Genomic DNA, 26,425 nt, shown 5'->3' on the forward strand with positions numbered 1-26,425 from the left:
ATCAATTATCAATTAAAAAAGATGTACAAGTTAAAAGAAATTGCGGATAAAGTTTATTATGTAGGAGTTAATGACCGTCAAAAGGCCCTCTTCGAGAATATGTGGCCGTTGCCATACGGCGTTTCCTATAACTCGTACTTGATCGTAGACGAGAAAACCGTATTGATCGATACGGTCGATGTTTGTTACTCTGATATTTTCTTGAAAAAAGTAGCGGATGCCTTGGACGGACGTTCTTTGGATTATCTCGTGGTAAATCATATGGAGCCGGATCATGCGGGAAGTATCCGTTTGTTGCGTCAGCAATATCCGGACGTACAGATTGTCGGAAACAATAAGACTTTCGGAATGCTGGAAGGATATCATGGCATCAAGGAAGGCTTGTTTGAGGTGAAAGAGGGTGATACCTTGAATACGGGTCGTCATGAGCTTGTATTTTATATGGCTCCGATGGTGCATTGGCCGGAAGTGATGGTTACTTATGACGTTACGGATAAAATCGTATTCTCCGCGGATGCGTTCGGTACGTATGGCACATTGGATGGTGGTGTGATCGATACGGAGATGAACGTGGAGCATTATTGGGAAGAGATGATTCGCTATTACTCCAACATTGTCGGAAAATATGGAAGTCCAGTACAAAGGGCATTACAGAAGCTTTCGGGCTTGGATATCCAGACGATTTGCTCTACCCATGGACCTGTTTGGCGTGAATATGCGTCGAAAGCGATCGATATCTATGACCGTATGAGCCGCTACGAAGGTGAGGAAGGCGTGGTTATTATTTATGGCAGCATGTATGGTAACACGGAGCAGATGGCTGAGGCGATCGCCGCTTCTTTGGCTGATAATGGCATCAAGAATATTGTGATGCATAATGTTAGCAAAAGCCCTTCTTCTTATATCTTGAAAGATGTGTTCAAATATAAGGGAGTTATCGTAGGTAGCCCGACTTATAGCAATCAATTGTTCCCAGAGGTGGAAGCTGTGTTGAGTAAGATCGAGTTGCGTGAGGTGAAAAATCGTATTTTCGGTTATTTCGGGTCTTTCACATGGGCTGGAGCCGCCGTGAAACGTTTGGCGGCTTTTGGCGAGAAGATGAAGTGGGAGACTGTCGGTACGCCGGTTGAGCAGAAGCAAGGTTTAAGCGCTACTAAATACGAGGAGTGTTTAGCCTTGGGCAAGGAAATGGCTGGGAAATTGAAAATGGAGAATTGAGAATTGAAAAGTCTAAAGGCTCCGACAACAGATAAAACGAAAGCTATTAACAATAGATCTAATTTATAAACAAAAGAAAGGCGAGATGCGTAGATTGGGAATCCTTTAATTTTCAATTTCCAATTTTCAATTTTCAATTAAAAAAAGCGTAACGTTATGAGATTAATTATCGAACCTAATTACGAGCAACTCTCAAAATGGGCTGCCAATTATGTAGCAGCGAAGATCAAAGCCGCGAATCCAACCGCTGAAAAACCATTCGTACTGGGCTTGCCTACCGGATCTTCTCCGCTGGGTATGTACAAGAACCTGATTGAATTGAACAAGCAGGGTGTCGTATCGTTCCAGAACGTGATCACTTTCAATATGGATGAGTATGTCGGCCTTCCGAAAGATCATCCGGAAAGCTATCATTCTTTCATGTGGAATAATTTCTTCAGTCATATCGATATCAAACCGGAGAACGTAAATATCTTGAATGGTAACGCCGAGGATTTGGAGGCTGAGTGTGCGTCTTATGAGGCTCGCATGAAAGCGGTCGGTGGCGTAGACCTGTTCTTGGGTGGTATCGGTCCTGATGGCCATATTGCGTTCAATGAGCCGGGTTCATCTTTGAGTTCTCGTACTCGTATCAAGACGTTAACTACAGATACGATTATCGCTAACTCCCGTTTCTTTGATAATGACGTGAATAAAGTTCCGAAGACTTCTGTAACGGTTGGTGTAGGTACGGTTCTTGACGCTAAGGAGGTATTGATCATGGTAAATGGTCATAACAAGGCTCGTGCGTTGCAACAAGCCGTTGAGGGTGCCGTGAACCAAATGTGGACAATTACCGCCTTGCAGTTGCATCCGAAGGGAATCATTGTTTGCGATGAGGCGGCTTGCGCGGATCTTAAGGTAGGTACTTATAACTATTTCAAGGATATCGAGAAGGATCATCTTTGTCCTTGTTCATTGCTAAAATAAACGAATCTCAGATAGGGCTTTCTTTGAATGCCCATCATAAGGAGTTAAGAATGCCCATTGTAAGGAGTTTACGATGGGCATTCTTATAACCTTACGATGGGCATCGTTGTTTTAGGGCAATTGGTGGCTGCCGGCTGGCTTCCTCATAGAAGATATACTTCACTGGTTAGAGGAAATATACTTTTCCTGTCAGAGGATATATACTTCATTGACAAAGTCAGTACTACTTACTTTTTTGCGTTCTTGACGTAACGATCCAGCCATAGGTCACATTCATACAATAGATGTAATATGTTCTCTTTGGCGGCGTAGCCATGACTCTCATAGGGCAATACGACATAACGTGCGATCGCCCCGTGGCCTTTTAGGGCACTGAACAGGCGCTCGGATTGGATCGGAAAGGTTCCGGAGTTGTTATCCATCTCACCATGTATGATTAATAAAGCTCCATGTAGTTTATCGGCAGACATGAATGGCGACATGGCATTATATATTTCCGGTACTTCCCAATAAGTACGGGTCTCTGTTTGGAAGCCGAACGGGGTAAGCGTACGGTTGTAAGCCCCGCTACGTGCGATGCCGGCTTTGAACAGCTTGGTATGTGTTAATAGATTCGCTGTCATGAAAGCTCCATAGGAATGTCCTCCTACGGCTACACGATTCGGATCACCTACACCCATCTCGGAAATAACTTTTACGGCCGCCTCGGCGTTCATTGTCAATTGCTCAATGAAATCATCGTTCGGCTCCGCTCCCTCACTGGTACTAACGATCGGCATCTCGACATTTTCCATTATACAGAATCCACGTAAAACCCAATAGACGGGAGAACCATAGTTGATATTCGTAAACATGTATTGAGAACCTCGTACCTGAGAAGCCTCGGCCTTGCTTTTATATTCTCTCGGATAGGCCCACATTAAGACAGGTAATGGACCGTCCTTCGCTTTATCATATCCGGCAGGGAGGTATACGGTCGCTGTTAGATCCAAACCATCCGCACGTTTATACTTGATCTTTTGTTTGCTAACGTTTGCCATGGCCGGATATGGATTGGCGAAATGAGTCAATTGAGCGAATTTTTTCTTTTTCAAGTCACGAGAACAGAGATTCGCTGGTTCTGTAATGGATTGACGTGAAGTGATCAATTGAAGCTTTTCTGGATTCGCTACCTTTAGGATGGTCTCATAATATCCGTCCTCGCAGCGCCAAAGTTCCGTGTTCTTTTTTGTTTTCAAATTGTAACGGCTAAGGTAAGGCATATCCCCTTTAGGTGAGGCTCCTTGGGCAAGCATCAATAACTCATTGTGGGCTTTATTGGTATAAACGATATATTTACCATACGCATTTTTAATCGTAAGTGGATTTCCCGGATTGTTGTAATTATCGTCGGTGGATACATTGAATAATAGAACCGGAGACTCAGAAGAGCAAGGCTTAAAAGTAAATGTCCTGTTTTTACGAGTCTCCCGGGAAGTCTCGATCAATAAAGCGAAAGCATCGTCATTCCACAGGATGTTGCGGAAACGTTTCTCTGTCTTTGCGACTTCCTGTTTCTCGCTGTTGAACGGATAGCTTATTTGGTAGATAATATCCATGAAATCGGTCTTGTTTTGCTTAGGATCTCCTTTATCTTGCGCTTCCGCCCAGTAAACGGTAGCCGGTTGATCCGATCTCCATCCGAATTGACGGGGATAAGGCGAGGTCGTGTCATATCCCATCGGAATATTGACGGTTGGATTATCCGCTAACGTATAAATGGAATTGCCTTGTAAGTCTATGACCTCGAACTTTTGTGGGAAGTTATATACCGGTACTTGATAGGAATACGGACGATGAACTGTCGCGATAAGTAGCAAAGATTTATCCGGGGATAATGAAAGCGTACTGCCGTAGATTGCTGGTTTTCCGATCTCGTACACAATGCCCTCTTTTATACGTACCAATTGGGAGGTGAAATAATAGTCGAATAATTGCTCGTCGTATGGATTTTTCAGCAAGTCTTGATAGGTACGAGCGGGCATCACCTTTCCAGTACTTTCTTGAATGATGGGACCGGATGGGACTGTGGGTTTCTCCGGTGCCTTCCCCCTGTTTTCTGGAACCATAAGCGTAATAAACTCATTGTCGCTAATCCATAAGATCTCCGCTCCACTTGTCGCATTGATTTTACGGGTACTTACTTTCTGAGCTACGGGCTGTTCCGGGGTACAGTTATAAAGATATACGCCATTCGCTTCTTCCACGAATAGAGCTACCTTATTGGATGAAGGAGAGAATGAGGCTTCTGTGATTACCGCGTTGTCAGGAATTCCTTCAATCTTGATTTCTTCTTGAGTAGCGATGTTCATTAAACTGGCACCCGTATATTCGGCTTGCCGGCTCGTATTGAATGTTTCGGGACTGATACGCATTCCCGCTAATTTAAGCTCCGGTTGCGCAAGCTTGGCGATAGACCGGTACGGGGAACGCTCTAACTGGAGTGCCCACTGATTGTTATCACTAATTCGGATGATCGGGGATAATTTGGCTAGGGCCACTTCCTCTATTACGGCTGGAGGACGTTGATAATGTGTTTCTTGCGCTATTCCAGGACATATAAGCGCTAAAGAGAGCAGAGCTGAAAATAAATGATTTGTTTTCATAAATAGTGATATAAGAAATCCCCAAAGATAACCTGTTAAAGTATACTTTGGGGATTGTGATTAATGTAAGTTAACGTAAAAAGAGTGTTAATAGTTCTTTTCGATCAAGTCGTTGAAATCTGTTTCCTTTTTTGGAATCTCGAAGATCCAACCATCAGCATTCGGATCCTTGTGCAAGAAACCACAGAAAGTAGCGTCAAAATTAGACCCGGTTCTATCCAATGGCAAACCTAGACGTTTCAAGTCGAACCAACGGAAACCTTCGCCCCAAAGTTCGATACGGCGATGTGTCATGATCTCATCCGCTAGTTTTGCGCCAGTGTTACCCAAATCCTTGTACTCTGGATCACGTTCTTTCAACAAGGCTTGCAAATATTCCTTTGCTTTTGCGTCTTGATTGGAACGAGCGAAAGCCTCGGCTGCAGTCAAGTACATTTCGCTGATACGCATGAAGGCAAAATCACCTACAGCATCAGCTGTAGAGCGTGCCGTGAACTTGCGGTTCTGATAAACACGCTGGTTGTAAGAAGTTGCGGGTACTTCTGCCTTTCCTGTCGGATCCCACCATTGACGGCGAAGATCGGTTGGCGACATTAAGTCGTAAGTACTTTGGCTGATACATTTGATACCTGTGCGGATAGAGCTGGAGTTGAAGTTCCAAGACATATACGCATAGAAAGAGTAGAAATAAACCGTTTGGTCATTCTGTGTCATTGCGGCATACATCGCCTCTTTCGTAGCGGAAGTGATATTAGCGAAACCATTCATCAATTCAGACTGAGACATGATCTTACAGCCATCTTTCTCTGCTTCATTGATAGAATTCACTGCGGCCGTAGCTGCGTCTGCGTATTTCTGTTGAGTCAGAAGAGCACGTGCTTTCAATCCGTAAACCGATGCTAGGCTATAATGATTCTTATCATTTGGCTCATAGTCTGCCAATAAGTTCAATGCTTCGTCTAAGTCCCCGTGAATCTTTGTGTACACCTCTTCTACCGTATTACGTGCCATAGGCTCGATTTCCGGACTCGTACGATAAGGAACTCCCGGTTGAGAGTTGTCCTGTCCGTTACGATATGGTTTCGCATAATATTGTACTAGATTGAAATGACTCCATGCACGAATTGCCAAACACTCGCCCTTGATATGGTTCGCAAGCGCTTTTTCGCTATCTGTGAGTTTTGACTCATCGCTAAAGTTATCATTCAACGCTTTCAAGATGTTGTTTGCATTCAAAATGAACTTATAATAAGTTTCCCACTCACCGGAGTTGTACGAACTTGTTGCGTTCGTTGGATAACTCCAGTTTAAGAAACCTTGATGCCAAGTCTGCGTGTCCCATGTCAAATCATCAGCTAACGCTTCTCGACCGATGATGAAACCGGGCTCACCTCCCAAACCTTGGTTGCCTAAGTCTTGAGATACCATCTTACGATGAATACCGTTCAGTGCAAGATAAAGATTGTCGAGCGAAGTGGATACTGTCGTGAATGAAACGTTCTCGGTTGGGATTGTATCCATATAATCGCTGGAACAGCTTGTGCCGATCAGAGAGCCACTTAGAAGCAGTCCTGCTGCGATGTGTTTGAATAATTGTATATTTTTCATATCTTTTCCTTTGTTTGATGTATTATGAATTTAGAACGATACATTTAAACCGATCGTAAAGTTCTTAGCCGGCATATATTCATTGTAAGATACTCCGGCATAGTTAGCTTGCGGATTCAGACCTTGACGGGCTTTCAACATGAATAAGTTCTCTGCGCTGACATTGACGCGTGCACTCTTGATGTTGATAACGTTTAGGATAGACTTAGGCAAGTTGTAAGCCAAAGTGACAGTACGCAAGTTCAAGTAATTTGCGTTTGTCAACCAACGTGTAGAATAGGATTGTCCAATGCTAGTCGCATGACCTGAGTTATTGTCCAAACGAGGTACATCTGTGATCTGGCCCGGAGTTGTCCATGCGTTATGTAGATCCGGTGACATCGCATAACCGAACTCACCTACATCCATCAATCCTCTATAACTCGAGTCAAGCACCTTGCCTCCTAATGAATAAGAGAATACGGTAGAAAGGTCGAATGCCTTATAGCTCAAATTGATATTGAAACCACCATATACTTTCGGAACGGCAGAACCACTGAAATCATATTTCGCATAGCTATAAGAGTTTGTCAATACTTGACCATCTTTCTCTACAAGTGTCTTTTTTACCGCATCTTTAATATTACCATTCGCATCGGTGTTGTTTTCGGCATCAAAGATATACAATCCATCTCCGTTATCAGGATTAACACCCCACCATTGACGTAACCAGAACTCATAGATTGAATGTCCCTCCATCAATTTCTTAGAGTCTTTGATGATACCATCTTTCCGGTTGGCATCAGGCAGACGAGTCACCTTATTATTGATGAATGTAGCGTTTGCGCCGACTGATAATTTCCAATCTTTTGATTTTAATACTTGGTAGTTTAAGTCGATTTCCACCCCTTGGTTACGAACTTTACCAATGTTTTGTACGATCTTTTCGACACCACTGGATAACGGTTGGCTAACATTGAATAACAAGTCTCTGGAGGCCTTACGGAAGAACTCGACCGTACCATTCAAGCGACCGAACAATCCGAATTCTAAAGCGACATCGGTAGAAACCTGTGTCTCCCATTTCAAATTATTGTTTGCCATAGTCGGGAAGTAGAGACCTGCTTCCAAACCGTTGTTGATACCCAAATTATACAAGGTTTGATAAGGATAGTAATCCTGTTGTGTGTCATCATCTGTATAATAGATGGCATCGTTTCCGGTTTCACCGTAGGATGCCCTCAGTTTCAAATTGTCCACCCAAGTCAAGTTTTCCATGAAATCTTCTTGGCTGATACGCCAAGATGCTCCGAATGACCAGAAGTTACCCCAACGGTTATCCTTGCTAAAGCGAGAGGAACCGTCACGACGATACGAGGCTGTTACATAATATTTATCATCGAAATCATAGTTCAAACGAGCGAAGTATCCTTCTTTCTTATATTCGCGTGTATAAGAATCCATTGAGCTTATGCTTACGAAGTTACTGTACTCATACGTTCCGGAAACGATCTCATTAGTCTTCATACCGTAGTTATATTGTAAACGGTAGCTATAGTTCTCATGGCCTAACAAAGCTTCGATGTTATGCTTACCAAAAGTCTTTGTGTAATTAATCAACTGGTTGAATGTCTGTGTCAAGAAGTTTCTATTTCGGATGTTCAAACGTCCCGGTCCTGCGGTTCCGTCACCTACCTCTGGGTTCTCATATACTCTACGGCGTTCATCCTTATTGTCAAATGCGTAGTTCACTGTTAAATTCAATCCTTCGATCGGAGTGATCGTTACATAAGTACGGGCACTAGAGTTTGTGGTAGACATCAAGCGATCGTTCCACAGGGCCTCAGCGATACCGTCGCGTCCATTGCTGGAGATACGGGCTCCTTCATAATCGTAGGTATATAAAGCCGGATCAGTAACTACGTTTCCTTCTTTATCCAAATAAGCCCCTGTCTCAATATCATGCTTATGTACCGGATAGATCGGTGCCATAGAACGAATGAAACGAGATAAGTTACCATAACCAGCGGAGTTGCTAGAAGTAGAAGTAGAATAATTGGAGTTTGTACGACTTAAACCTAAATTCAATCCACTCTTGAACCATTTCACCGGATAGATATTATAGTTCAAGCGTGCGTTGTAACGCTCAAAGTCTGTCTTAATCATATATCCCTTATCATTCAGATAGCCTATGGAAGCATATGTGTCGCTCTTTTCTGTTTTTGTATTGTAGCTTACATTATATTCTTGGCGATGTCCGGTACGGTAAGCGGCATCTTCCCAATCAAGGTCCTCACCCCATTTTAAAGCCGAGGCTGATGGATTCAATAAACCGTCTGTGCCCACGATTGCGTCATTGGCGATTCCTACGAAAGGATTATATTTTAATTTGTTGATAATATCTTTAGAAGCATTAGCGGCAGCGTCGGTAGCACTTTGTCCGAGTGACATATTTGCGTTTCTCAACATTTGCCATTGCAAAGGATAATAATCGTATACACCTACTTTTGCGTAATCGTTATAAGCTCTGCTAGACCAACCTTGTGAGATACTCAAGGTAACACCTGCGCCACTGCTGCTAGAACCTTTCTTAGTCGTGATCAAAACCACACCGTTACCTGCGCTAGATCCATACAAAGATGTAGAAGCGGCATCTTTTAAAATTGTCATTGATTCGATATCAGATGGGCTGATAGAAGAGATATCACCACTGAAGATGGCACCATCCACTACATATAAAGGAGCATTATCCGCGTTTACTGAACCAAAACCACGGATCGTTACCTTGGCAGCTTCTCCCGGTTGTCCGATAGAGGAAGTCATTTGTACTCCGGAAGTGTTTCCTTCCAATGCGGAGAGGGCGTTACTCAATGGACGTTTGTCCATCAAAGCGGCACCCACCGTGGATGCGGAACCTGTAAAAGAACTTTTCTTTGCGGTACCATAAGCTACGACAACAACTTCATCTATAGCTTGAGAATCTGAAGAAAGAACAATTCTCATGTTTTGCTGAGCTGTAGTTTCTTGAGTCCGTAAACCTACATAAGAAATAATTAGCTTAGCATCTTTCTGAGTTTCTAACTCAAATTTACCATCTAAATCGGTAATGGTTCCAATAGTGGTTCCTTTTACTACGATGGATGCACCTATAACAGGCTCCCCATCATCTTCATTAATCACTACACCGGTCACCTTCATTTGCTGGGCGACCATACACTGCACTCCCAGAAAGAATGAGAGTAGTACAAGCGTTAATTTGTGCTTCATAGAATGAATTTGTTTGTTAATTAGACACACATTATTTTTTCAAGAGACCATAGTTTGCACAGAACTACAGTTAAAATACTTATCAAAAAAATGTACACACCAAGACTCCTGAAAATCACAGCCGCAAATATACTAATTTTTATTATAAAAAAGCAAACTGTTATAAAACATTCTAAAACTAATATAATATTGATTGATATTGTCAAATTCAATTTAGTTGTACTGGGGATCTTGTTGCATTATGATAGCTGGCAGGAGGGTTTTTGGTCTTAGTTATCTATCTGTTAATTATGCTGTTAAACATAGTTCTGTGCAGACTAAATGCCTTAATGGATGCTGAAAGGGAAGATGTCCATAAAGGATATCTTCCCTTAAACTTTGTGTGTATAATAAAAAAATGAAGTATTAATTAACGTTTATAAACGGATAGGGTTACCATTATAGAAATCTAGAATCTTCGTACGGAAGATAAAATCATATTTGGCCTGTGCCTGTTCCGCTAGACTTTGCGCGTATTTTGTTTTAGCCTCATTAAATTCAAAGACAGTGCTTTTACCTGCGTTGTAACGCTCTTGGGCATAATTGAACGCTTCCTTGCTCGCCGTGACGGATTTGTCGGAAGCCGTATATTTCTCTTGGGAAGCCGTTGCGTTGTAGTACGCTTGCTGGATTTCCTTGTATAACGTTTTCTTTGTATTTTCCATCAGCAATTCCCGGTTGATAATGTTGATCCTTGCGGTACGAACGCTATTGCGTACTTGGAAGCGGTTGAAAAGTGGAATACTCAATGAGAATCCGACGATCTTTTGCCCATTCTGCTTAAACTGCTCGCTAAAGGAACGAGTATCGGCAAATTCACCTCCGGAAGTAGAATGATAATATCCATTGCTGTAACTAGCCCCGAAATTTAACTTGGGGTAATAGCCCGCTTGCGCGACACGCAACATTTTCTTTTGGCTCTCTAGCAAATACTGTTGTTCCTTGATCTGAGGCTTGAACGTAACCGCATGATCGTAAATGTTTTCCGGAGGTAGGATGCTACTCATATTATCAGCCACCGCATCTTCAATTACAGGAGTCTGTATATCGAAACTCCGATCGCTTCGCTCTAGTTCCAGACTTTGCGCCAGATCCAGTAAAGCGAGGTTCACATTGTTTTGCGACTCGGTAAGCGTGACCTCATCTTTCGCTAATTGGGCCTTGATATCATACAGTTGGGAAAGTGGCACCTTTCCGGCGTTCACCATGGCCTCCGTTTTATTCACCTGCTCCTTGTCTAGTTCCACTTGTAGTTGCGCTATTTTCAGTAACTCTTTATTATAAAGTACTTGCAGGTAGTAGGAAGCTATATTGATGGATAGGTCTTCTCTCGCCTTATTCAAGTTCTCGATAGACGCTTTTAGATCAAGTTTGCGGGCGGCGATATCGTTCGGTATTTTTAACCCGTCAAATAAAGGCATGTCCAGATTGATCCCCAATGTGGAATTGGCGGCGTTCTGGTCCACGATCACCCCGGATTTAGACGTGGAGCGTCCGAACTGGAAGCTCTGTCCAAGACTGCCGTTTAGGGCCGGGAGCCAACTGTATTTGCTGGTATGTAAGTCTACCTTTCGGCTTTCCTGTTCCTGCTCCTTTTGCTTTAAGTCGATATTATGCTCGATGGCATATTGGATGCACTCCTCCAGACTCCATTGCTTCACCGCATCCTGAGCGAAAACATAGTTTCCGGACAGGAGGGAAGCGATTGCCAGTATATATAAGTTTCTTCTCATCATACAATCTTTCTTTTATTTCTTATTCGGGTCAATAGCTGCGCCCCGGACTTTATCGGTTGCGGCCAGTCCTTCTTGAACCTCGATCTTGATACCGTCGGACAGACCTACCTTTACCGGATGTTTCTCGAAGACTTGCTCCGGTTGCTCTTGTTTAACTAACTGAACGAATGCGGAATCCCCTTGGAACTCGACCGTGCTTTCCGGGATCGTAAGAACGTCTTCCGCACGTTTTAGCACGATCTCGGCGTTGGCGCTATATCCCGCACGGATGAAAGCATCTTCGGGGATCGTCACGGCTGCCTTGATCTCAAATTGAATGGCTCCGTTTTTCTCAACACCTTTGGGTGATACATATTCCAGCAAGGCCTCGAACGAACGGCTTTCCATGGCTCCGATCGTAAGCTTGATAGGCATTCCCTCGTGAATGCGCCCGATCTCGGTCTCGTCTACGTTTCCCTTGAAGATCATGTCATTCATGTTGGCGACTGTGGCGATTGTCGTACCGTCGTTGAAGTTGTTCGCTTGGATAACGGAGTTACCTACTTTCACCGGGATATCCAGTATCATACCGGTGATGGTACTACGGATCTGCGTGGTACTGGCTACATTGGAGTTCTTGGCGATACCGTCACGAATAATTTCCAGTGCGCTTTGCGCATTCTCTTTCTCCTCGACCGCCTTTAAGTAGTTGGCCTTCGAGAGATCGAAATCCTCTTGGGCGATAACACCTTGCTTGAACAGCAGTTCATCTCTCTTATAGGTTTCCTCCACCTGTTTAAGAGATATATCCGCTATGTTTACGCGAGATTCGGCGCTATTTAGCTGTACCATCTCCGGTATGACCTTGATCGTGGCGATAATCTCCCCGGCCTGTACCATCTGTCCCGCTTCTTTCCTTAGCTCGGAGATGATACCGGATATCTGCGGCTTGATCTCTACCTCGTAGCGAGGTTCCACGCTTCCGGTGGCCACCGTCTTGGTCTCTACCGTATCCCTTTTGGGGGTTACGACCTCATAAACGGTTATTACCGGTTGCGCCTTCTTCCATAAGAAATAGAATGTGCCTATTACCGCCGCACCTACGATCGTTAATAAGATAATACGTAGGATTTTCTTTACGATGCGATTCTTCATGATTATATAGTTTTATTTTAATTATCGATTCGTTATTATTCATCTCGGATGGCATCTATCGCTTTGATCTGCATGGCTCTCCATGCGGGAATCAGGCCAGCCATAAAACCGCTTATCAGCAGTACGACAGTGGCAGCTACCGCTGTTTGGATGTTTACGCCGGGATTCAGCAAGGTCGGATCGTTCGTTGGATTGGCGGACAATATCTTATCCAACAAATCCAAGAGGAAGACTCCGGCGCTTAATCCCAGTAAGCCCGCCAAGGCAGTCAGCACCAAGCTCTCGCTCATGACTTGCGAGATGATGTCGAAAGGCTTGGCTCCCAAAGCCCTTCGTACGCCTATCTCCCTCGTGCGCTCTTTTACCGTTACCATCATGATATTGCTGATACCAATAATACCCGATAGCAAGGTACCCATGCCGACCAGCCAGACCAAGATGTCGATACCTGTAAACAGTAGATTGAATGTCTTGAATTGTGCGGCGATATTGACTACGCCTATCGCCTGAGGATCGGTCGGTGCGATCTGATTTTGCGTCTTCATGATATTCTTGACCTGCTCGATCGTCGTCTCAATCGGATATCCCGGTTTCACGCTCAGTGCGAGGAAATGCAGGATGTCGCCTTGGTTCAAGGTCTGCTGCATGGTATTGAACGGAATGAAGACGGTTTCTTCTCCCCGGCCGCCCAGATTCAGGCCCGATGCCCTTTGGTTGACCACTCCTACTACTTGGTAGTAAAGCCCGTTCACCCGGATATATTTGCCGCAAGGGTCCTCGTTGTGGAATAATACCTCATTGATCTTCGTGCCGATCAAGCAAACCTTGCGCTTTTCCCGCATATCGATCTCATTCAATAAACGGCCATAGTATAGGTCTTGCGTATCGATATTGAAGTAAGCCGGATATATACCTTTCACGTTGAACGTTCCGGTCATTATCCCGTAAACGATATTCTTTTCCGAGCGGTTGCCCCAAAGGATGGGGGAGATATCCTGTACGCTAGGTACGTCTCGTATGATGGCGTCTATGTCCCGGTTCCTCATGTTCCAGTTTCGCCCCTTGTTGAATCCTTGGTAGGGTTCGCTGGTGCGATCGGCGTAGAAGAATAGCGAATTCGTCGCGAATCCGTTGACGCTCTTGAACATGGCGTTCTTGAATCCCGATCCGGTACCCAGCAACAATACCAGCATAAGGATTCCCCAGAACACGCCGAAGCAAGTCATCAAGCTACGTGTCTTGTTGCGGGTGATGGTTACCCATATTTCTGTCCATCTGTCTATGTCAAACATATCTTTTCGGTTTATTCTGTTCTCATGGCTTCAATAGCGGATACATTCACGGCTTTGCGAGCGGGGAAATAGCCCGCCAGCACCCCGGCTACGACCAGCACCCCGGTAGCGGCCAGCGATATCCCTAGGCTGACGGTCGGGTGCCGGAATAAGGTAAGATCCTCGCCGGGATTTCCTCCGGATGAAGCGTTGTTCATCCCGCTCATCGTCATGCCATAGTCGATTAGCTCCGTCAACCCGATTCCCATCAGCATCCCGATGTAACCGAATATGGCGGTGATCATGATGGACTCTACGATGACAAGCTTCAATATCGAGGCCGGTTTCGCCCCGATCGCCTTCCGGATGCCGAACTCCCGGGTCCGTTCGCGTACGGTGATCAACATGATGTTGCTAACCCCCACGATACCAGCCATCAAGGTGCCGATACCTACGATCCAGATGAAGAGCAAGATACCGTCTGTCATCGTATTGAACATACGGATCTCATTGCCGGTCATCCACATACCGATTGCGTTCTTGTCTGTCGGGTCGAATATGTGCTTACGGGCCATATACGACCGGAACCTGTTCTCGAAATCCTTGCACTCTTCTTCGGTGGAGACCCCGTTTACCGTAAAGTAAATGGAGCCGAACCCGAAGCCTTTATTATAAAGTTGTTGCGCTACGGTAAACGGTATATATGCGGGCGCGTTGTTACTCTTGTCGTCATCATCATAGATACCAACAACTTGATACATCATATTGCCGCATTTCACGTATTTACCCAGCGGGTCCTCGTTACGGAATAGCACTTCCGCCATACGGGGGCTTAGTATGATTACCTTGCGTGTAGCGTTCATATCCATCTTATTGATGAAGCGCCCGTTCTGGCTCGCTACATTAATATATATAATGGAATTGTAATCCTCGGATACGCCCCGCAGGTCGCCCACGATGTATTCTTCCCCATACGAGATGGTATCTGTTTGCGAAATGGTAGCCGAGCAGTATTCTATTTCCGGGAATGCCATCTTGATGCCGCTGAGATCCGCTTCCTTGAACTCGATCCTGCGGTTCGTGGGGTTACCTTTATAAGGCATGGTGGTATAGCGCCCCCAAACCTCCACGGTATTGGCGGAAAACCTCCGGAAGTTGAATATGATGCCGTTTCTCAACCCATTTCCCGCTCCCAGCAGGGTAATCAGCATAAAGATCCCCCATGATACGGCGAAACCGGTCAAGAAGGTACGGAGCTTGTTTTTCTTTATCGTGCTCCATATTTCCCTAAAATTGTCAAAATCAAACATGCGATTCTTCGTTTACGGTGTATTCAATCAATCCGTCTTTTACCCGGATAATCCGGTCGGTAGCTTCCGCCACGGATGGCTCGTGGGTAACGATCACCATGGTCATACCTTCTTGGTTTACGCTACGGAGGAGTTCCATCACTTCCACGGTCGTGGTACTATCCAATGCCCCGGTAGGCTCGTCGGCCAATATAATCTGCGGCTTGGCGATCAAGGCACGTGCGATGGCCACACGTTGCTTCTGTCCGCCGGACATCTCGTTCGGCATATGATCCGCCCAATCCTTCAATCCCACCATGTCGAGATATTCCAGTGCCATGGCGTTTCTCTTCTTCCGGCTTACGCCTTGGTAATAGAGTGGGAGAGCTACGTTCTCCACTGCGTTCTTAAACGAGATTAAGTTAAATGATTGGAAGATGAAGCCGATCATACGGTTCCTCAGCTCGGCGGCACGGCTTTCGCTTAGATTCTGAATCAACTGTCCGTTTAATAGATAGGTGCCCGTGTCGTACGTATCCAATATCCCCAAGATATTCAATAGGGTTGACTTCCCGGAACCGGACGCTCCCATGATAGATACCATCTCTCCCTTCTCTATATCTAGGTCGATACCTTTCAAAACGTGCAGTGGGGCTCCGTTAAAGTACGTTTTGTTTATTCCTTTCAGTTGAATCATCATATTATGTAGTTACTTTATATATTAGACGTACAGTTTGCTAAATAAGTTACACTGTTGGTGAACACTTTTATCATCTGGTTACAAATATATGTTTTACTAAGATACCTTGTATCGCAAGGTACTACTAATTATGTAATATTAACAAAGAGGTCTTGATTATAAGTAGATCCTTGTTCCTTTCCTCTGTATATTGTAGGCCAAACAAGCGGCTGTCTTACCCAATTCATAAAGATACATTCATCATGCACCAACTGATGCATGATCTTCTAACGGCTGGTGCATGATCATCTACCAACTGGTGCATGATCGTCCACCAGCCGTTGGACGATGAAGCTAACCTTATCTTTGCCCTAATAGATAAAGGGAAAAGCTTTAGGCTATACAGGCATAAACCCTTAACTTTGCGGCGAAATTCAAATAGCAGAAAGATTTATGGTAACAATTGGTACGCCCAAATCGGCTACGGCAACTAAAGTCGTGCTTTGTGGCTCGGGCGAATTGGGGAAAGAGTTTGTAATAGAGTTGCAGCGTTATGGCGTGGAGGTAATCGCCTTGGATAAGTATCCGGACGCTCCGGCCATGCAGGTGGCGCATCGTTCCTATGTGGTCTCCATGCTGGATGGCGATGCCTTGCGGGAGATCATCGAGAAAGAGAAACCGGATTATATCGTGCCGGAGGTGGAAGCGATCGCTACCCGTACCTTGATGGAACTGGAGGAAGAGGGATACCATGTGATTCCTACCGCCCGTGCCACTTGGCTGACGATGAACCGTGAGGGAATCCGCCGCTTGGCGGCCGAGGAGCTGGGCTTGCCTACCTCGCCGTATCGTTTCGCCGAGACCGAGGAGGAATTTAAAGAAGCGGTGAAGGTAATCGGTATGCCTTGCGTGGTGAAGCCGATCATGAGCTCGAGCGGACACGGACAGAGCGTGGTTCGTGAGGAAAAGGATATCGATCGTGCTTGGCAGTACGCCCAAGAAGGAGGACGTGCTGGAGCGGGTAAGGTGATCGTGGAAGGTTTCGTGGATTTCGACTATGAGATTACCCAGCTGACGGTTCGGCATATCGGAGGAACGTCTTTCTTGGAACCCGTAGGACATGTTCAGGTGGACGGTGATTACCGGGAGTCTTGGCAACCGCAAGCCATGAGCCTTGCCGCTAAAGCGAAAGCCCGTGAGATCGCCGGTAAGATCACCGAGGCTTTAGGCGGACGTGGTATTTTCGGCGTGGAATTATTCATTAAAGGAGATGATGTCATATTCAGCGAGGTTTCCCCCCGTCCGCACGATACCGGAATGGTGACGATGATTACACAGGATTTGTCTCAATTCGCTTTGCACGCCCGTGCAGTGCTTGGCTTGCCGATCCCTAATATCGTGTTTCATGGAGCGGGAGCTTCCCGTGCCGTTGTAGTGGAAGGGGACAGTGACCGGTTGTCTTTGGGGAATCTGGATAAGGTTTTGGAACAACCCGATACGCAGATGCGTTTCTTTGGAAAACCGGAAGTTCATGGACATCGCCGTATGGCCGTCTTGCTGGCTCGTGGTTTGGATGTGACGGAGGCAAGGGAGAAGACCGGAGTGATGATGGAGCAGTTAAATGTTAAATTGTGATGCTTCCTAGGATAAATGAACGTTTTGGTGTGTGTTGTGAATAAAATGTGAATATTTACAGACCTATTTTTCTATCAAAATAGTTTATTTTTGTCTCAAGTTTTTAAAGAGACATTTGATAATCTATAAACGCAGATTACATATGTTTGTTTCACTAAAGAGTGAAATCTGATTGCCGAAAGTTTGTACTTATTTTATGAATACAACAAATGGAAATATGGGCGTTGATTTGAAACGCTCTATTTCTATTCTCGGTGAAGATAAAAGAGTGAGCAAACAGATCAATAGCTAAGGGTGGGTAGATTTAACCAAACAGACATCCTTATCTCCTTTCGCCCACCCTAGCTATTGTTCTTATTTTACTTGGATTCCTTTTGTATTTCTCATGGTTTCCATCACGGCATGCGTATCTACTTGGGCCTTTTCTTGTATAAACTCCGGGAGGTTGTAAGTCCACAACAGGTCTTTATAATATTTTACGGGATTTTTTTGCGGCAGGAGGAATGGTTTATGGGCCGTACCTTTATCATCGATATAGGTAAAGAACGGGCGTGTGTATAATCCATCCAACCTGCGACTGCTAAATACCAGCCAACGATTGTTGTGGCTCCATGAATGGTAGCTTTCTCCTTCGGCGCTGTTCGCCTCGCTCAGCGGGTACGTCTTTCCGTCGGATAGGCGGATCATATATAATTCAGCGTCTTTATGCCAAACCCCGAAACCGCCATATTCCTGTAGGGTAAAAGCCAGATATTTACCATCCGGTGAGATTCTAGGGAAGGATACGCTTTTGTGATTGGCCCGGCCATTGTATAAAGTATCTACTTGCTGGCCTAGGGTGCGGGTTTCCGGGTCAAAGTCGACACGGCATAGGCTGTAGGTCATTTGTCTGAAATTCTTAGAAATAGAATCTACGGCGGCGGTCGAACTGAAATAGAGGCTCTTCCCGTCGGGAGAGAACGCAGGGAATATTTGCCATGCGTCTTTGGAATTTAACGCTTCGCAAGAGAATACCTCGTTCTTCTTCACGTCATAGATCACGATATCGGAGTTATGATCCAATACTTCCAGCGTATTGGGATTATTGATGAAGAAGTTTTGGTAGGTATCGCATACGGTGGCCGCCAGATAGTTACCATTCGGATGCCAATACATGTAGACAAAGTTTGAGACGGTCTCGGGAGTCTTGGTATTTAGCTTGGTGATTTTCTTTCCATCAATCAGTACGGAACCGGCGTGTTTGCCTCGCATATGGAAAATCATTTTATCCGGGTTCCCGGAGGAAAACGTGTGGCAGTTTACGCAGTTATAGTCGGTTAAGCTATTCTCATAAATCACGCTTTGGTCATAATTCTCCAAGTTCCGTTGATAGATACCCATCCTGTTCCACATATCATTACTCAAGGCTAATAACCGATAGGCTATATATTTATCAATGGAATCATTTACGATGTCCATATGAAAAGGCGTATAGGCGTTCCATTCGCCCTGTATGCGTTTAGCGATGGTCAATTCTATTTGGTTTCCGGCATTCTCTTTCAATAAGGCTTTCCATCTTTTTTGTGGGATCTCAAAGAGCCCCTCATCGCTATAGACTTGGAGTTGAGTCTTTTCCCCTTTAATGATAAGGCAGTGCTCACTGCTATCGGCGATAGAGAAATTGAGCGGGGCGATGTTCACAGGGATGGTCACATCCTTGTAATCCGGATAAATGGCGATTTCCTTGTTTAGACTCTTGGCGATCTGTACGTCGCTTTTGGAGCATGAAACCATCAAGGCGATGAGAAAAAGGAAAAGATATCGGTTTGTATTTGTGTAAGTCTGTCTTTCCATATGTGTTTTATTTAGAGAGTATCAAATAGTACCAGAAAGTAGGTTGATAGTCGGCTATTCCAGTCGCTACATTTTGTCGGGCATGCCTTAGTCCCAATACACGTTGCTTGAATATCGAGAACTCGGACAGGACTTTATCGGTTACCCCATACTTGCGGCAATATTCCGGATCATGCTCCGCATAAGAGATCACGGCTTGTTGCAAGGGTTCGGGTAATGCGGGGAGTACTTCCGTCCCACTGAATCTTTCAACAAACGTTTTTATAGCGGGCAGGTCTTTCGATAATAATAACGTACCGATCGTATAATCCAATGCGGCTTTATTCAGGGGATTCTCTTCCAATATAATCATCAGGTTATCAAACAATCCGATTATATTGGCGAAAAGGTCTTTGTCGCTGGATAGGCTTTTTCTTTTTGTACCTAATTCCGGGTCACTCTCCACCGCTTGGTCATTATATAAGAACTTTCGTTGCGAGGAGGCCCATTCGTGATAGGCCCATGTCTTTTCCAATAAGGATATAAACTTCTCGGCCGCGGGATACTGTCCGTATATCAAATGGGATTTTATTAATAATTTAGTCATGACGGGACTGCCGTATGTAATTCCTACCGAGGTACCAAAAGCGAAATTGTATGCCAAGGACGTGATTCCTACATGGTAGTATATCTGGCTGAACAGGAAACTTTCCTCTATATGCGCTTGGTACTTTGAGACCAAAGATTGTATTCCGCTTTGCGGGTATTTGAATAAATCAGTCTGCATGACACCCTTGTGGGATAAGGCAAGGTTTAAGCAATTCAGGTGTAAGTAGTTATTATAGTTTAGATCGGCGGACGAGATTATGGCGTCCCATTGCTCGGTATCTATGTAATGAAACATTTGCATCAACGTATAGAAATCTTTATTCCTCTGTTGAAGAGCCGTTTGCGTATAATACATACCGGATAAGGCAAGTAATGCTACGGCTACTAAAGCTTTTAAATAGGTTTTTATGTGATCTAAGTAACGTGATAGGAAGAATAGAAGCATAACGAGTAGCGCTACTTGCCAAGAGAAGCCGTAGAATGGTTCCAGCTCAATGAAATACTCTACGTAATCTTTCATCCAAAATACATAGTCATAATCGGGTTTACTGCCTCCTAGGACACATAGGGAGCCTACGATAAGTAGCAGCAGCAACGGGATGAAGCTTGCGTACCAGCGTTCGCATTTTTGTAATACATCAAATAGTAAGATGCTAAGGGCGAATAATATAGCTACAGATCCCATCGTGTAAAACAATCCGGTCGCCAGCAAGCAACCAATTAAGGTACGGTACGTCCAATTAAATCTTCGTGCGCTGTAACTATATACGTTAAGCGCCAATGACCAAAACAACATGGCTATCAGTCCTTCATAATGATAGCTATCTTTCATTAGGTAAAGATATTGGAATAGGATGGGGAGAAAGGCCAAGGGCATAAGATATAATGCCGGATGTATCTTTCGTAAGGTCAGCCAGAATAACCAACCGGAGATTCCACCGATCAAGGCGGTCACCAGCGATCCGATAAGCGGGATTCTGAAAAACTGTATCAAGAATTGAGAGATAAAAGTCGCTAGCCCCCCTATCTGCTTAAGTATGCTGAATATATAGGTGGAATCGAATAGGAAAATCTGCTGCTGTTCCCGATAAAAAAAGAGAGGCTCTTGCATGGTCTGCAAATGAAACCATAAGACGCCGGTCAATAGAATGAATGGAAGCGGTGGTAATATCTTCTTATATAAAGTACTCATGTGATTTATTCTATTTACGATAAGTTACGTCAATTCCTTTATCCTCTTTGGCTAGCGTGCTAAGCGCCCGGATCTTGGAGGATACTTTTCCGGTAATAAACTCGGGTATATTATAAGATTTCATGAAACGGTGATAGTAGTCTGTGTCTTTCTGAGGCAAAAGGAAGGGCTTAGACGCATTTCCTTCTTCATCTATATAAGCAAAATAAGGACGTGTGTATAACCCGTCTATCCTTCGACTGCTGAAGACGATCCAGCGGCTGTTGCTACTCCATGAGTGATAGCTCTCCGTATCCGTGCTATTGGCGTTTTGCAAGGAATGAGAGATTCCGCTCGCTATATCCAGTAGATATAGATCTGCGTCTTTATGCCAGATCGAGAAGTTACCGTAGCCGGACAGCGTATATAACAAGAATTTCCCGTCTGGGGAAACACGGGGAAAAGAGGCGCTCTTCCCATCTTTTCCGGCATTGTATAAGGTATCTATACGGGAGCCGAAACTCCGGGTTACGGGATCGAACGCTATGGAGCAAAGGTTATATTTTACTTCTGAATATTCATGCGGCATGGAACGTGCCTCTGCCGAGCAGAAGTAAAGAGTCTTGCCATCGGGAGAGAATGTCGGGAAAGTCTCAAACGCTTTTGCTGTCCGAATGGAAGGCGTACTGATAATCTCATGCTTTTCCGTATCGTATACAACTACGTCGGATTGGCTGTCGAAGACCTCCACCCGGTTTTTGTCGTTGGCATGAAAGCTTTGGCTGGTCTGATTGACAGAGAAGGCTACGTATTTCCCCGATGGATGCCAAGAGGGATAGACCAAAGGCGAGATCGTCTGATCGGTCTTCGTATTTAATTTCTCGATCTTATCTCCGTCGATCAGATAAGTGCCCGAATACTTATCCCTCATGTGGAACAGCATTTTATCGGGGTTTTGCATACAAAAAGAATGGCAATTCATACAGTTTTGACCGCTGTATTTGTTTTCCATGATAGGGCTTTGCTTATAATCTTCCAGATTCCGTTGGTAAATACCCATTTGATTCCAAAGTTCGTATCCGGGTTCGATCAAGCGATAAGCCAGATATGAATCCATGGGTTCCGGAGCGACGAATAGTGAGAATTCCGGATAGGCGAGCCATTCTTTGTCTTTTGCGTAGAGCTTTACTTGTATCGCTTTTCCTGTCGCCCTTTTCAGCAATTTTCTCCAATCGGATGCGGGAAGATAGAATTGTCCCCCTTTTTCCTTGACTTGTATCTTTTCTTCTCCGAATTTGAGTACGGCGAAGGCTTCCGCATGTGGATTTTCTATCTTGAAATTTAAGGGAGCGATATTATAAGGGATCGTTACATCCGCATAATCGGGAAATAATACAGGTTTCTCCGAGGTTTCTTTGCTTACCGGGATCGTATCCGAGCAGGATATTCCTAGTAGAATAAGAAATAAACAGGTGATATATAGAATATTTCTTTTCATGGTTGTTGATCATTTTAGAGTATAATAAGACCAATAAGTGTCTCCGAACGACTTCTTTATAAGTTGCGGAAGTTGTGGGTTGTTCCGGTTCTGCACGACTAAATTCCGATAACCTGCGAATTTGCGGATCACATTTCCGGATACGTTAAAACGCTTCCAGTAATCCACATCCTTCTCTGCTAATAGGATAACAGCCTCTTGGAAACTCACGGGGAGAGAGGGGAGTACCGGTGTTCCATAATACTTTTCTATCAGCCTTTGGAAAGCTTTCATGTCTTTAGACAGCAGATAGATAGCCCCGGTGAATTGGATCGGGAGCTGATTTTCCGGATCTTGTTCCGCACGGATAAGTAAATCATGTTCCAGTCCGTTGATACCGGATAAGTTACTTTCCTTCGGAAGAGCTTTTCGTTTAGGCCCTAATACCGGATCAGCTTCAATCGCTTTGTCGTTATATAAGAAGCCTCTATGCCGTTTGGCCCAATCATGATAGGCATATGTTTTTTCTAAGATACTGATATATTTCTCGGCGATAGGATACGTTCCGTAAATCAAGTTTGTTTGAACAAGCCGTTGCAGGTTCCGGGGATTACCGGCGCCAATTACGGTGACATACCCTTCAAAAGCCATCTCCTGCGATAATGCGATTTCCCCTAGCGTAAAATAGGCGTCGCTTAACAGGGTGGAGACCGTAAAGGTCTTGTTCCAAGAGGCGAGTAACCCTTGAGGACCGTGTTGATCAAAAGCGAACATCCGGTCTGCCAACTCCCCTTTTTCCGCAAGTGCCCTATTTAAGTAAGTTAAATATAAATAGTTTTTGATCGGCCCGTGACAATGCCGGATGATCTCGTCCCATTGTTCGGTACGGGCATAATAATCCAAGACTTTTAGAGGATAGGCTTTCTGGTCGTTATACCGTGGAATCGTTACCCAGCAAAGGAATAGGATTAGGATGAATTGAACGGTAAGCTCTATCCCTGTTTTTTTCTTTGATTGGTTTTTGCCTTTAGGATATACGAATGCCCCGATCAAGCTAAGCGGTAAACAGACCCATGCGAAATAGATGAGATTGGGAGCCGCCAGAATCGGGTGGTAAAAAGCGTCCGGTAAGAATGCGAAGCGATAACTGGTGATGGTAGTTGACCAGACACTTCCGATCCCGATAAACAGGTATTCAATTAAAACCGCTAAAAAATAGAACCCCTGTTTGGAACGGCTTATCGCTTCCTTGAGAACCACACTTAATGAGAATAGCCCGGCAATCGGTCCTCCTATCCAAAAAAGTAGTGGGGTGATTACCAATGCGGCGGATAGCCGGTAACAGGGATCTTTTATGCGCATCCATGCGTTCAGGCTAATCAAACAAAATAGGAATGCGATAGTGCCTTGTACTAAATAATTGAAGTCGTATTGAATCAATAATAAGAATAAAACCGGGAGTAAGTAAAGCAGGAAGAGCTCTTTATTTGGATTAATTTGCAGGATGATCTCCCTCATTGTTAAGCCGATAGACGTAAGTATAGCTGCGATAATGAAAGGCCCTGCATAAGGCGTAATAAAGAATTGTGTCAAGAATTCCCCGATAATCAAAGATAAACCTCCCGGACTGCTGATTTTATCCGCAAGATAATCTTCGGAAAACTGGAATAGTTGAAGCTGCTCGATATAGAAGAAATGAAACTTGCCGGTTATTTGCAAGAAACCCCCTAATAGGACAAACAGGATCAAACCGAGGAGTATTTGTTTATATCTCATGGCTAGAGTACACGTTTCATTTTGATTTAAAGTCAAACAAAGATACGATTTTTATCGGAAATACCAATCTACACAAAACGAAGTTAACTTAATTGGCACATGGAGTTAACTTCGTTGGCAAAGTATGTTAACTTCGTGAGCAAAGTAAGTTAACTTACTTTTGGGGATTAAAAAGCAGGCCGGACATATCACATGCCCGGCTGCCCTTTCTGACTGTTAACCCACTTGTTTATTTCCAGTTTTCATTCTGAACTAAAAGACCATCCATCTTTAAGATTTCATTATGAGGGATAGGCATTGTTGCCCATTTTGCGTTGTATGTACTATTGGAATATTTACCTAAATGCTTAGCTTCGTATTTCACGAAATCATTTAATACCTCGGATGCGATACCCCAGCGAGCTAAGTCATACCAGCGATGACCTTCCATCGCTAACTCGATACGACGTTCCCAACGCAGTGCCTCCAGCGCTTTGTCTTTTGATGCGAATTGAGAAGGTGGATATAAACCTATACGATAGTTTGCGGCAGCATCTGTACTTTGCTTCCCGTTAATCTTGTCATCCAAAACATAAGTAGAACTAGCCTCGGTCATTGTTGCCGGATCTACTGCCTTTACATAGCTATTGGCGGCACGAGCACGTACTTGATTAATGTATTCACCTGCTTGTTGAGGCTGTCCTAACTCGATCAAGGTTTCAGCGTACCAAAGCAATACGTCTGCGTAACGGATCAAGTGGAAGTTTTTAGCAGTGGAGTTTGTTTGCGTCGTGTTAGATAAGCTTCCTTTATCGGCTTTTCTAGGGATATTCTTCTTGTTTAGGTATAAACCTCCGTTAGAAACATCACGTACCCAACCATCCAACGCATTTGGCACTGTCCAATCTAAGAATGGAGTCTCGAAACGACCGGTAGAAACATCCAAACGAGGGTCTGTATAGACGGTCAAATCAGTGTGAGGTAAATTGTTCTCGTCTAAAGTTGATAACGCAGGATCATTACGATAAGAATCATCCATTTTAGGTAATCCGTTTGCGTCAACAATATGAGCGTTGACCATATCATAAGAGGGTTGATAGAATCCCCAACCTCCAGTTCCTAACGCTCCGCTGAAGCCGATGTGCCAAGCTCCGTTGATATTGGCAGTTTGTTCTACGGTGCCGGAAACTGCAGCTTGGACATCGAATACAGATTCTCCTGTCCAGTCACTTTCCCCTGCTGTATAGAGTTCCTCGTATGTATCTGCCAAGCGGAACTTAGTGCCTTTGTTATCTTTTCCGTTTGCGATTACATCTTCCAAAATCGTTTTAACTTCAGTCCAATGATTAGACGTTCCATTTTTTCCGTTATATGGAGAGGATTGGTACATCTTTACTTTAGCCAACATAGCGCCAGCTGCCCATTTGTTTACGCGTCCTGCCTCGGTCCAAGTGTCGGGCAGATTGTCATAGGCAAACTGCAAGTCTTCTACTATCTTATCCCAGATATAGATATAATTCCCATTCTCATCCACATTAGAGACTTGTGGGTTCACGTTCTCTTTCATGGCTATGTCATCTACATAAGGAACAGCCGCTCCAAATAATTTTACGACCTCGAAATGGAAGAAACCGCGTATGAAGCGGGCTTGGGCGATTGTTTCCGTATAGAAGTCTTTACTTTGGCCTGCTATAGCCGAAAGCTCTTCTTTTGCTAAATCCGCTACCTTGATTACGTTGTTTGCGGTGAATACCCCATGGTAACTATGTGCCCATTTTGTTTCAAAATAAGCGTTGTCAGTTGTAAATGTATAAGTTTCCAAGCTGGTAAAGTCTGGTTGGTCTTGGAAAGTTGAACCTTTGTTTGCGTCACCTCCCATTACGTCACCATATACATAGTTGGTCAATGTCGAACGGAAGTATCCATCATTCGCATCTGTAGAGTTTAATCTAGCGTACATACCAGTTAGCAACTGAGTAATACCTTCTTGCGATACAAAATCCGGTTCCTGTTTATTTGTGACTGGCTTCACATCCAAGAAATCGGAGCAAGCAGTCATGCTTCCCATCGTGGCGGCAATGACTGCCGCATATATAAATAGATTTTTCATCTTGTTTCAATTTTTAGTTAGC

The 26,425-nt window shown here is 44.3% G+C and carries 16 protein-coding genes; 3 read left to right on the forward strand and 13 right to left on the reverse strand.

Annotated features, from left to right (window positions below; translation table 11 throughout):
• The first annotated feature begins 21 nt into the window (after positions 1 to 21).
• Positions 22 to 1,218, forward strand: a complete 1,197-nt coding sequence (locus CI960_RS00950) for an FprA family A-type flavoprotein (protein ID WP_005859325.1) — start codon at positions 22 to 24, stop codon at positions 1,216 to 1,218.
• Between the two features lie 156 nt (positions 1,219 to 1,374).
• The gene (nagB, locus tag CI960_RS00955; RefSeq protein WP_005859323.1) at positions 1,375 to 2,187 is read left to right on the forward strand and encodes a glucosamine-6-phosphate deaminase; all 813 of its coding nucleotides are present in this window, start codon (positions 1,375 to 1,377) and stop codon (positions 2,185 to 2,187) included.
• 227 nt (positions 2,188 to 2,414) lie between these two features.
• Here the strand turns inward: nagB and CI960_RS00960 are convergent, their stop codons facing one another.
• The 8 genes from CI960_RS00960 to CI960_RS01000 all read right to left on the reverse strand — a co-directional run bounded on the left by CI960_RS00960 (position 2,415) and on the right by CI960_RS01000 (position 15,852).
• Complete coding sequence (locus CI960_RS00960) at positions 2,415 to 4,832, reverse strand: S9 family peptidase (RefSeq protein WP_005859321.1); 2,418 nt, start codon at positions 4,830 to 4,832, stop codon at positions 2,415 to 2,417.
• A gap of 87 nt (positions 4,833 to 4,919) precedes the next feature.
• Positions 4,920 to 6,440 carry a RagB/SusD family nutrient uptake outer membrane protein gene (locus CI960_RS00965; RefSeq protein ID WP_005859319.1) on the reverse strand — a complete coding sequence of 507 codons (1,521 nt, stop codon included), beginning with the start codon at positions 6,438 to 6,440 and terminating at the stop codon, positions 4,920 to 4,922.
• A gap of 30 nt (positions 6,441 to 6,470) precedes the next feature.
• Positions 6,471 to 9,686, reverse strand: a complete 3,216-nt coding sequence (locus CI960_RS00970) for a TonB-dependent receptor (protein WP_005859317.1) — start codon at positions 9,684 to 9,686, stop codon at positions 6,471 to 6,473.
• A gap of 416 nt (positions 9,687 to 10,102) precedes the next feature.
• The gene (locus CI960_RS00980; protein ID WP_005859313.1) at positions 10,103 to 11,461 is read right to left on the reverse strand and encodes a TolC family protein; all 1,359 of its coding nucleotides are present in this window, start codon (positions 11,459 to 11,461) and stop codon (positions 10,103 to 10,105) included.
• Between the two features lie 12 nt (positions 11,462 to 11,473).
• Positions 11,474 to 12,595 carry an efflux RND transporter periplasmic adaptor subunit gene (locus CI960_RS00985; protein WP_005859311.1) on the reverse strand — a complete coding sequence of 374 codons (1,122 nt, stop codon included), beginning with the start codon at positions 12,593 to 12,595 and terminating at the stop codon, positions 11,474 to 11,476.
• A gap of 35 nt (positions 12,596 to 12,630) precedes the next feature.
• On the reverse strand, positions 12,631 to 13,887 hold the full coding sequence (locus CI960_RS00990; protein WP_005859309.1) for an ABC transporter permease: 1,257 nt from the start codon (positions 13,885 to 13,887) through the stop codon (positions 12,631 to 12,633).
• An 11-nt stretch (positions 13,888 to 13,898) separates the two neighbouring features.
• The gene (locus CI960_RS00995) at positions 13,899 to 15,176 is read right to left on the reverse strand and encodes an ABC transporter permease (RefSeq protein WP_005859307.1); all 1,278 of its coding nucleotides are present in this window, start codon (positions 15,174 to 15,176) and stop codon (positions 13,899 to 13,901) included.
• Positions 15,169 to 15,852 (reverse strand): ABC transporter ATP-binding protein, encoded by a 684-nt coding sequence (locus CI960_RS01000; protein ID WP_005859305.1) that lies wholly within the window; start codon positions 15,850 to 15,852, stop codon positions 15,169 to 15,171. The genes CI960_RS00995 and CI960_RS01000 overlap by 8 nt, the downstream gene beginning before the upstream one ends.
• 435 nt (positions 15,853 to 16,287) lie before the next feature.
• Here CI960_RS01000 and purT point away from each other — a divergent pair, with 435 nt between their 5' ends.
• Entirely contained in the window at positions 16,288 to 17,469 is a 1,182-nt protein-coding gene (gene purT / locus CI960_RS01005; protein WP_005859304.1) for a formate-dependent phosphoribosylglycinamide formyltransferase, read from the forward strand.
• A 354-nt stretch (positions 17,470 to 17,823) separates the two neighbouring features.
• On the opposite strand, the gene CI960_RS01010 is transcribed toward purT, so the two are convergent.
• From CI960_RS01010 to CI960_RS01030, 5 genes are all read right to left on the reverse strand, one after another.
• Positions 17,824 to 19,302: a PD40 domain-containing protein gene (locus tag CI960_RS01010; protein ID WP_005859301.1), complete on the reverse strand. Its 1,479-nt coding sequence runs from the start codon at positions 19,300 to 19,302 to the stop codon at positions 17,824 to 17,826.
• 7 nt (positions 19,303 to 19,309) lie between these two features.
• Positions 19,310 to 21,082 (reverse strand): DUF6057 family protein, encoded by a 1,773-nt coding sequence (locus CI960_RS01015; RefSeq protein ID WP_005859299.1) that lies wholly within the window; start codon positions 21,080 to 21,082, stop codon positions 19,310 to 19,312.
• A 10-nt stretch (positions 21,083 to 21,092) separates the two neighbouring features.
• Entirely contained in the window at positions 21,093 to 22,559 is a 1,467-nt protein-coding gene (locus CI960_RS01020) for a PD40 domain-containing protein (RefSeq protein ID WP_005859297.1), read from the reverse strand.
• 9 nt (positions 22,560 to 22,568) lie between these two features.
• Positions 22,569 to 24,314: a DUF6057 family protein gene (locus tag CI960_RS01025; RefSeq protein WP_005859295.1), complete on the reverse strand. Its 1,746-nt coding sequence runs from the start codon at positions 24,312 to 24,314 to the stop codon at positions 22,569 to 22,571.
• Positions 24,315 to 24,543: 229 nt separating this feature from the next.
• On the reverse strand, positions 24,544 to 26,403 hold the full coding sequence (locus CI960_RS01030) for a RagB/SusD family nutrient uptake outer membrane protein (protein ID WP_005859293.1): 1,860 nt from the start codon (positions 26,401 to 26,403) through the stop codon (positions 24,544 to 24,546).
• Between the last annotated feature and the right edge of the window lie 22 nt (positions 26,404 to 26,425).

Origin of the sequence: Parabacteroides sp. CT06 (assembly GCF_002257605.1) — a bacterium.
Lineage (GTDB): Bacteria > Bacteroidota > Bacteroidia > Bacteroidales > Tannerellaceae > Parabacteroides > Parabacteroides distasonis.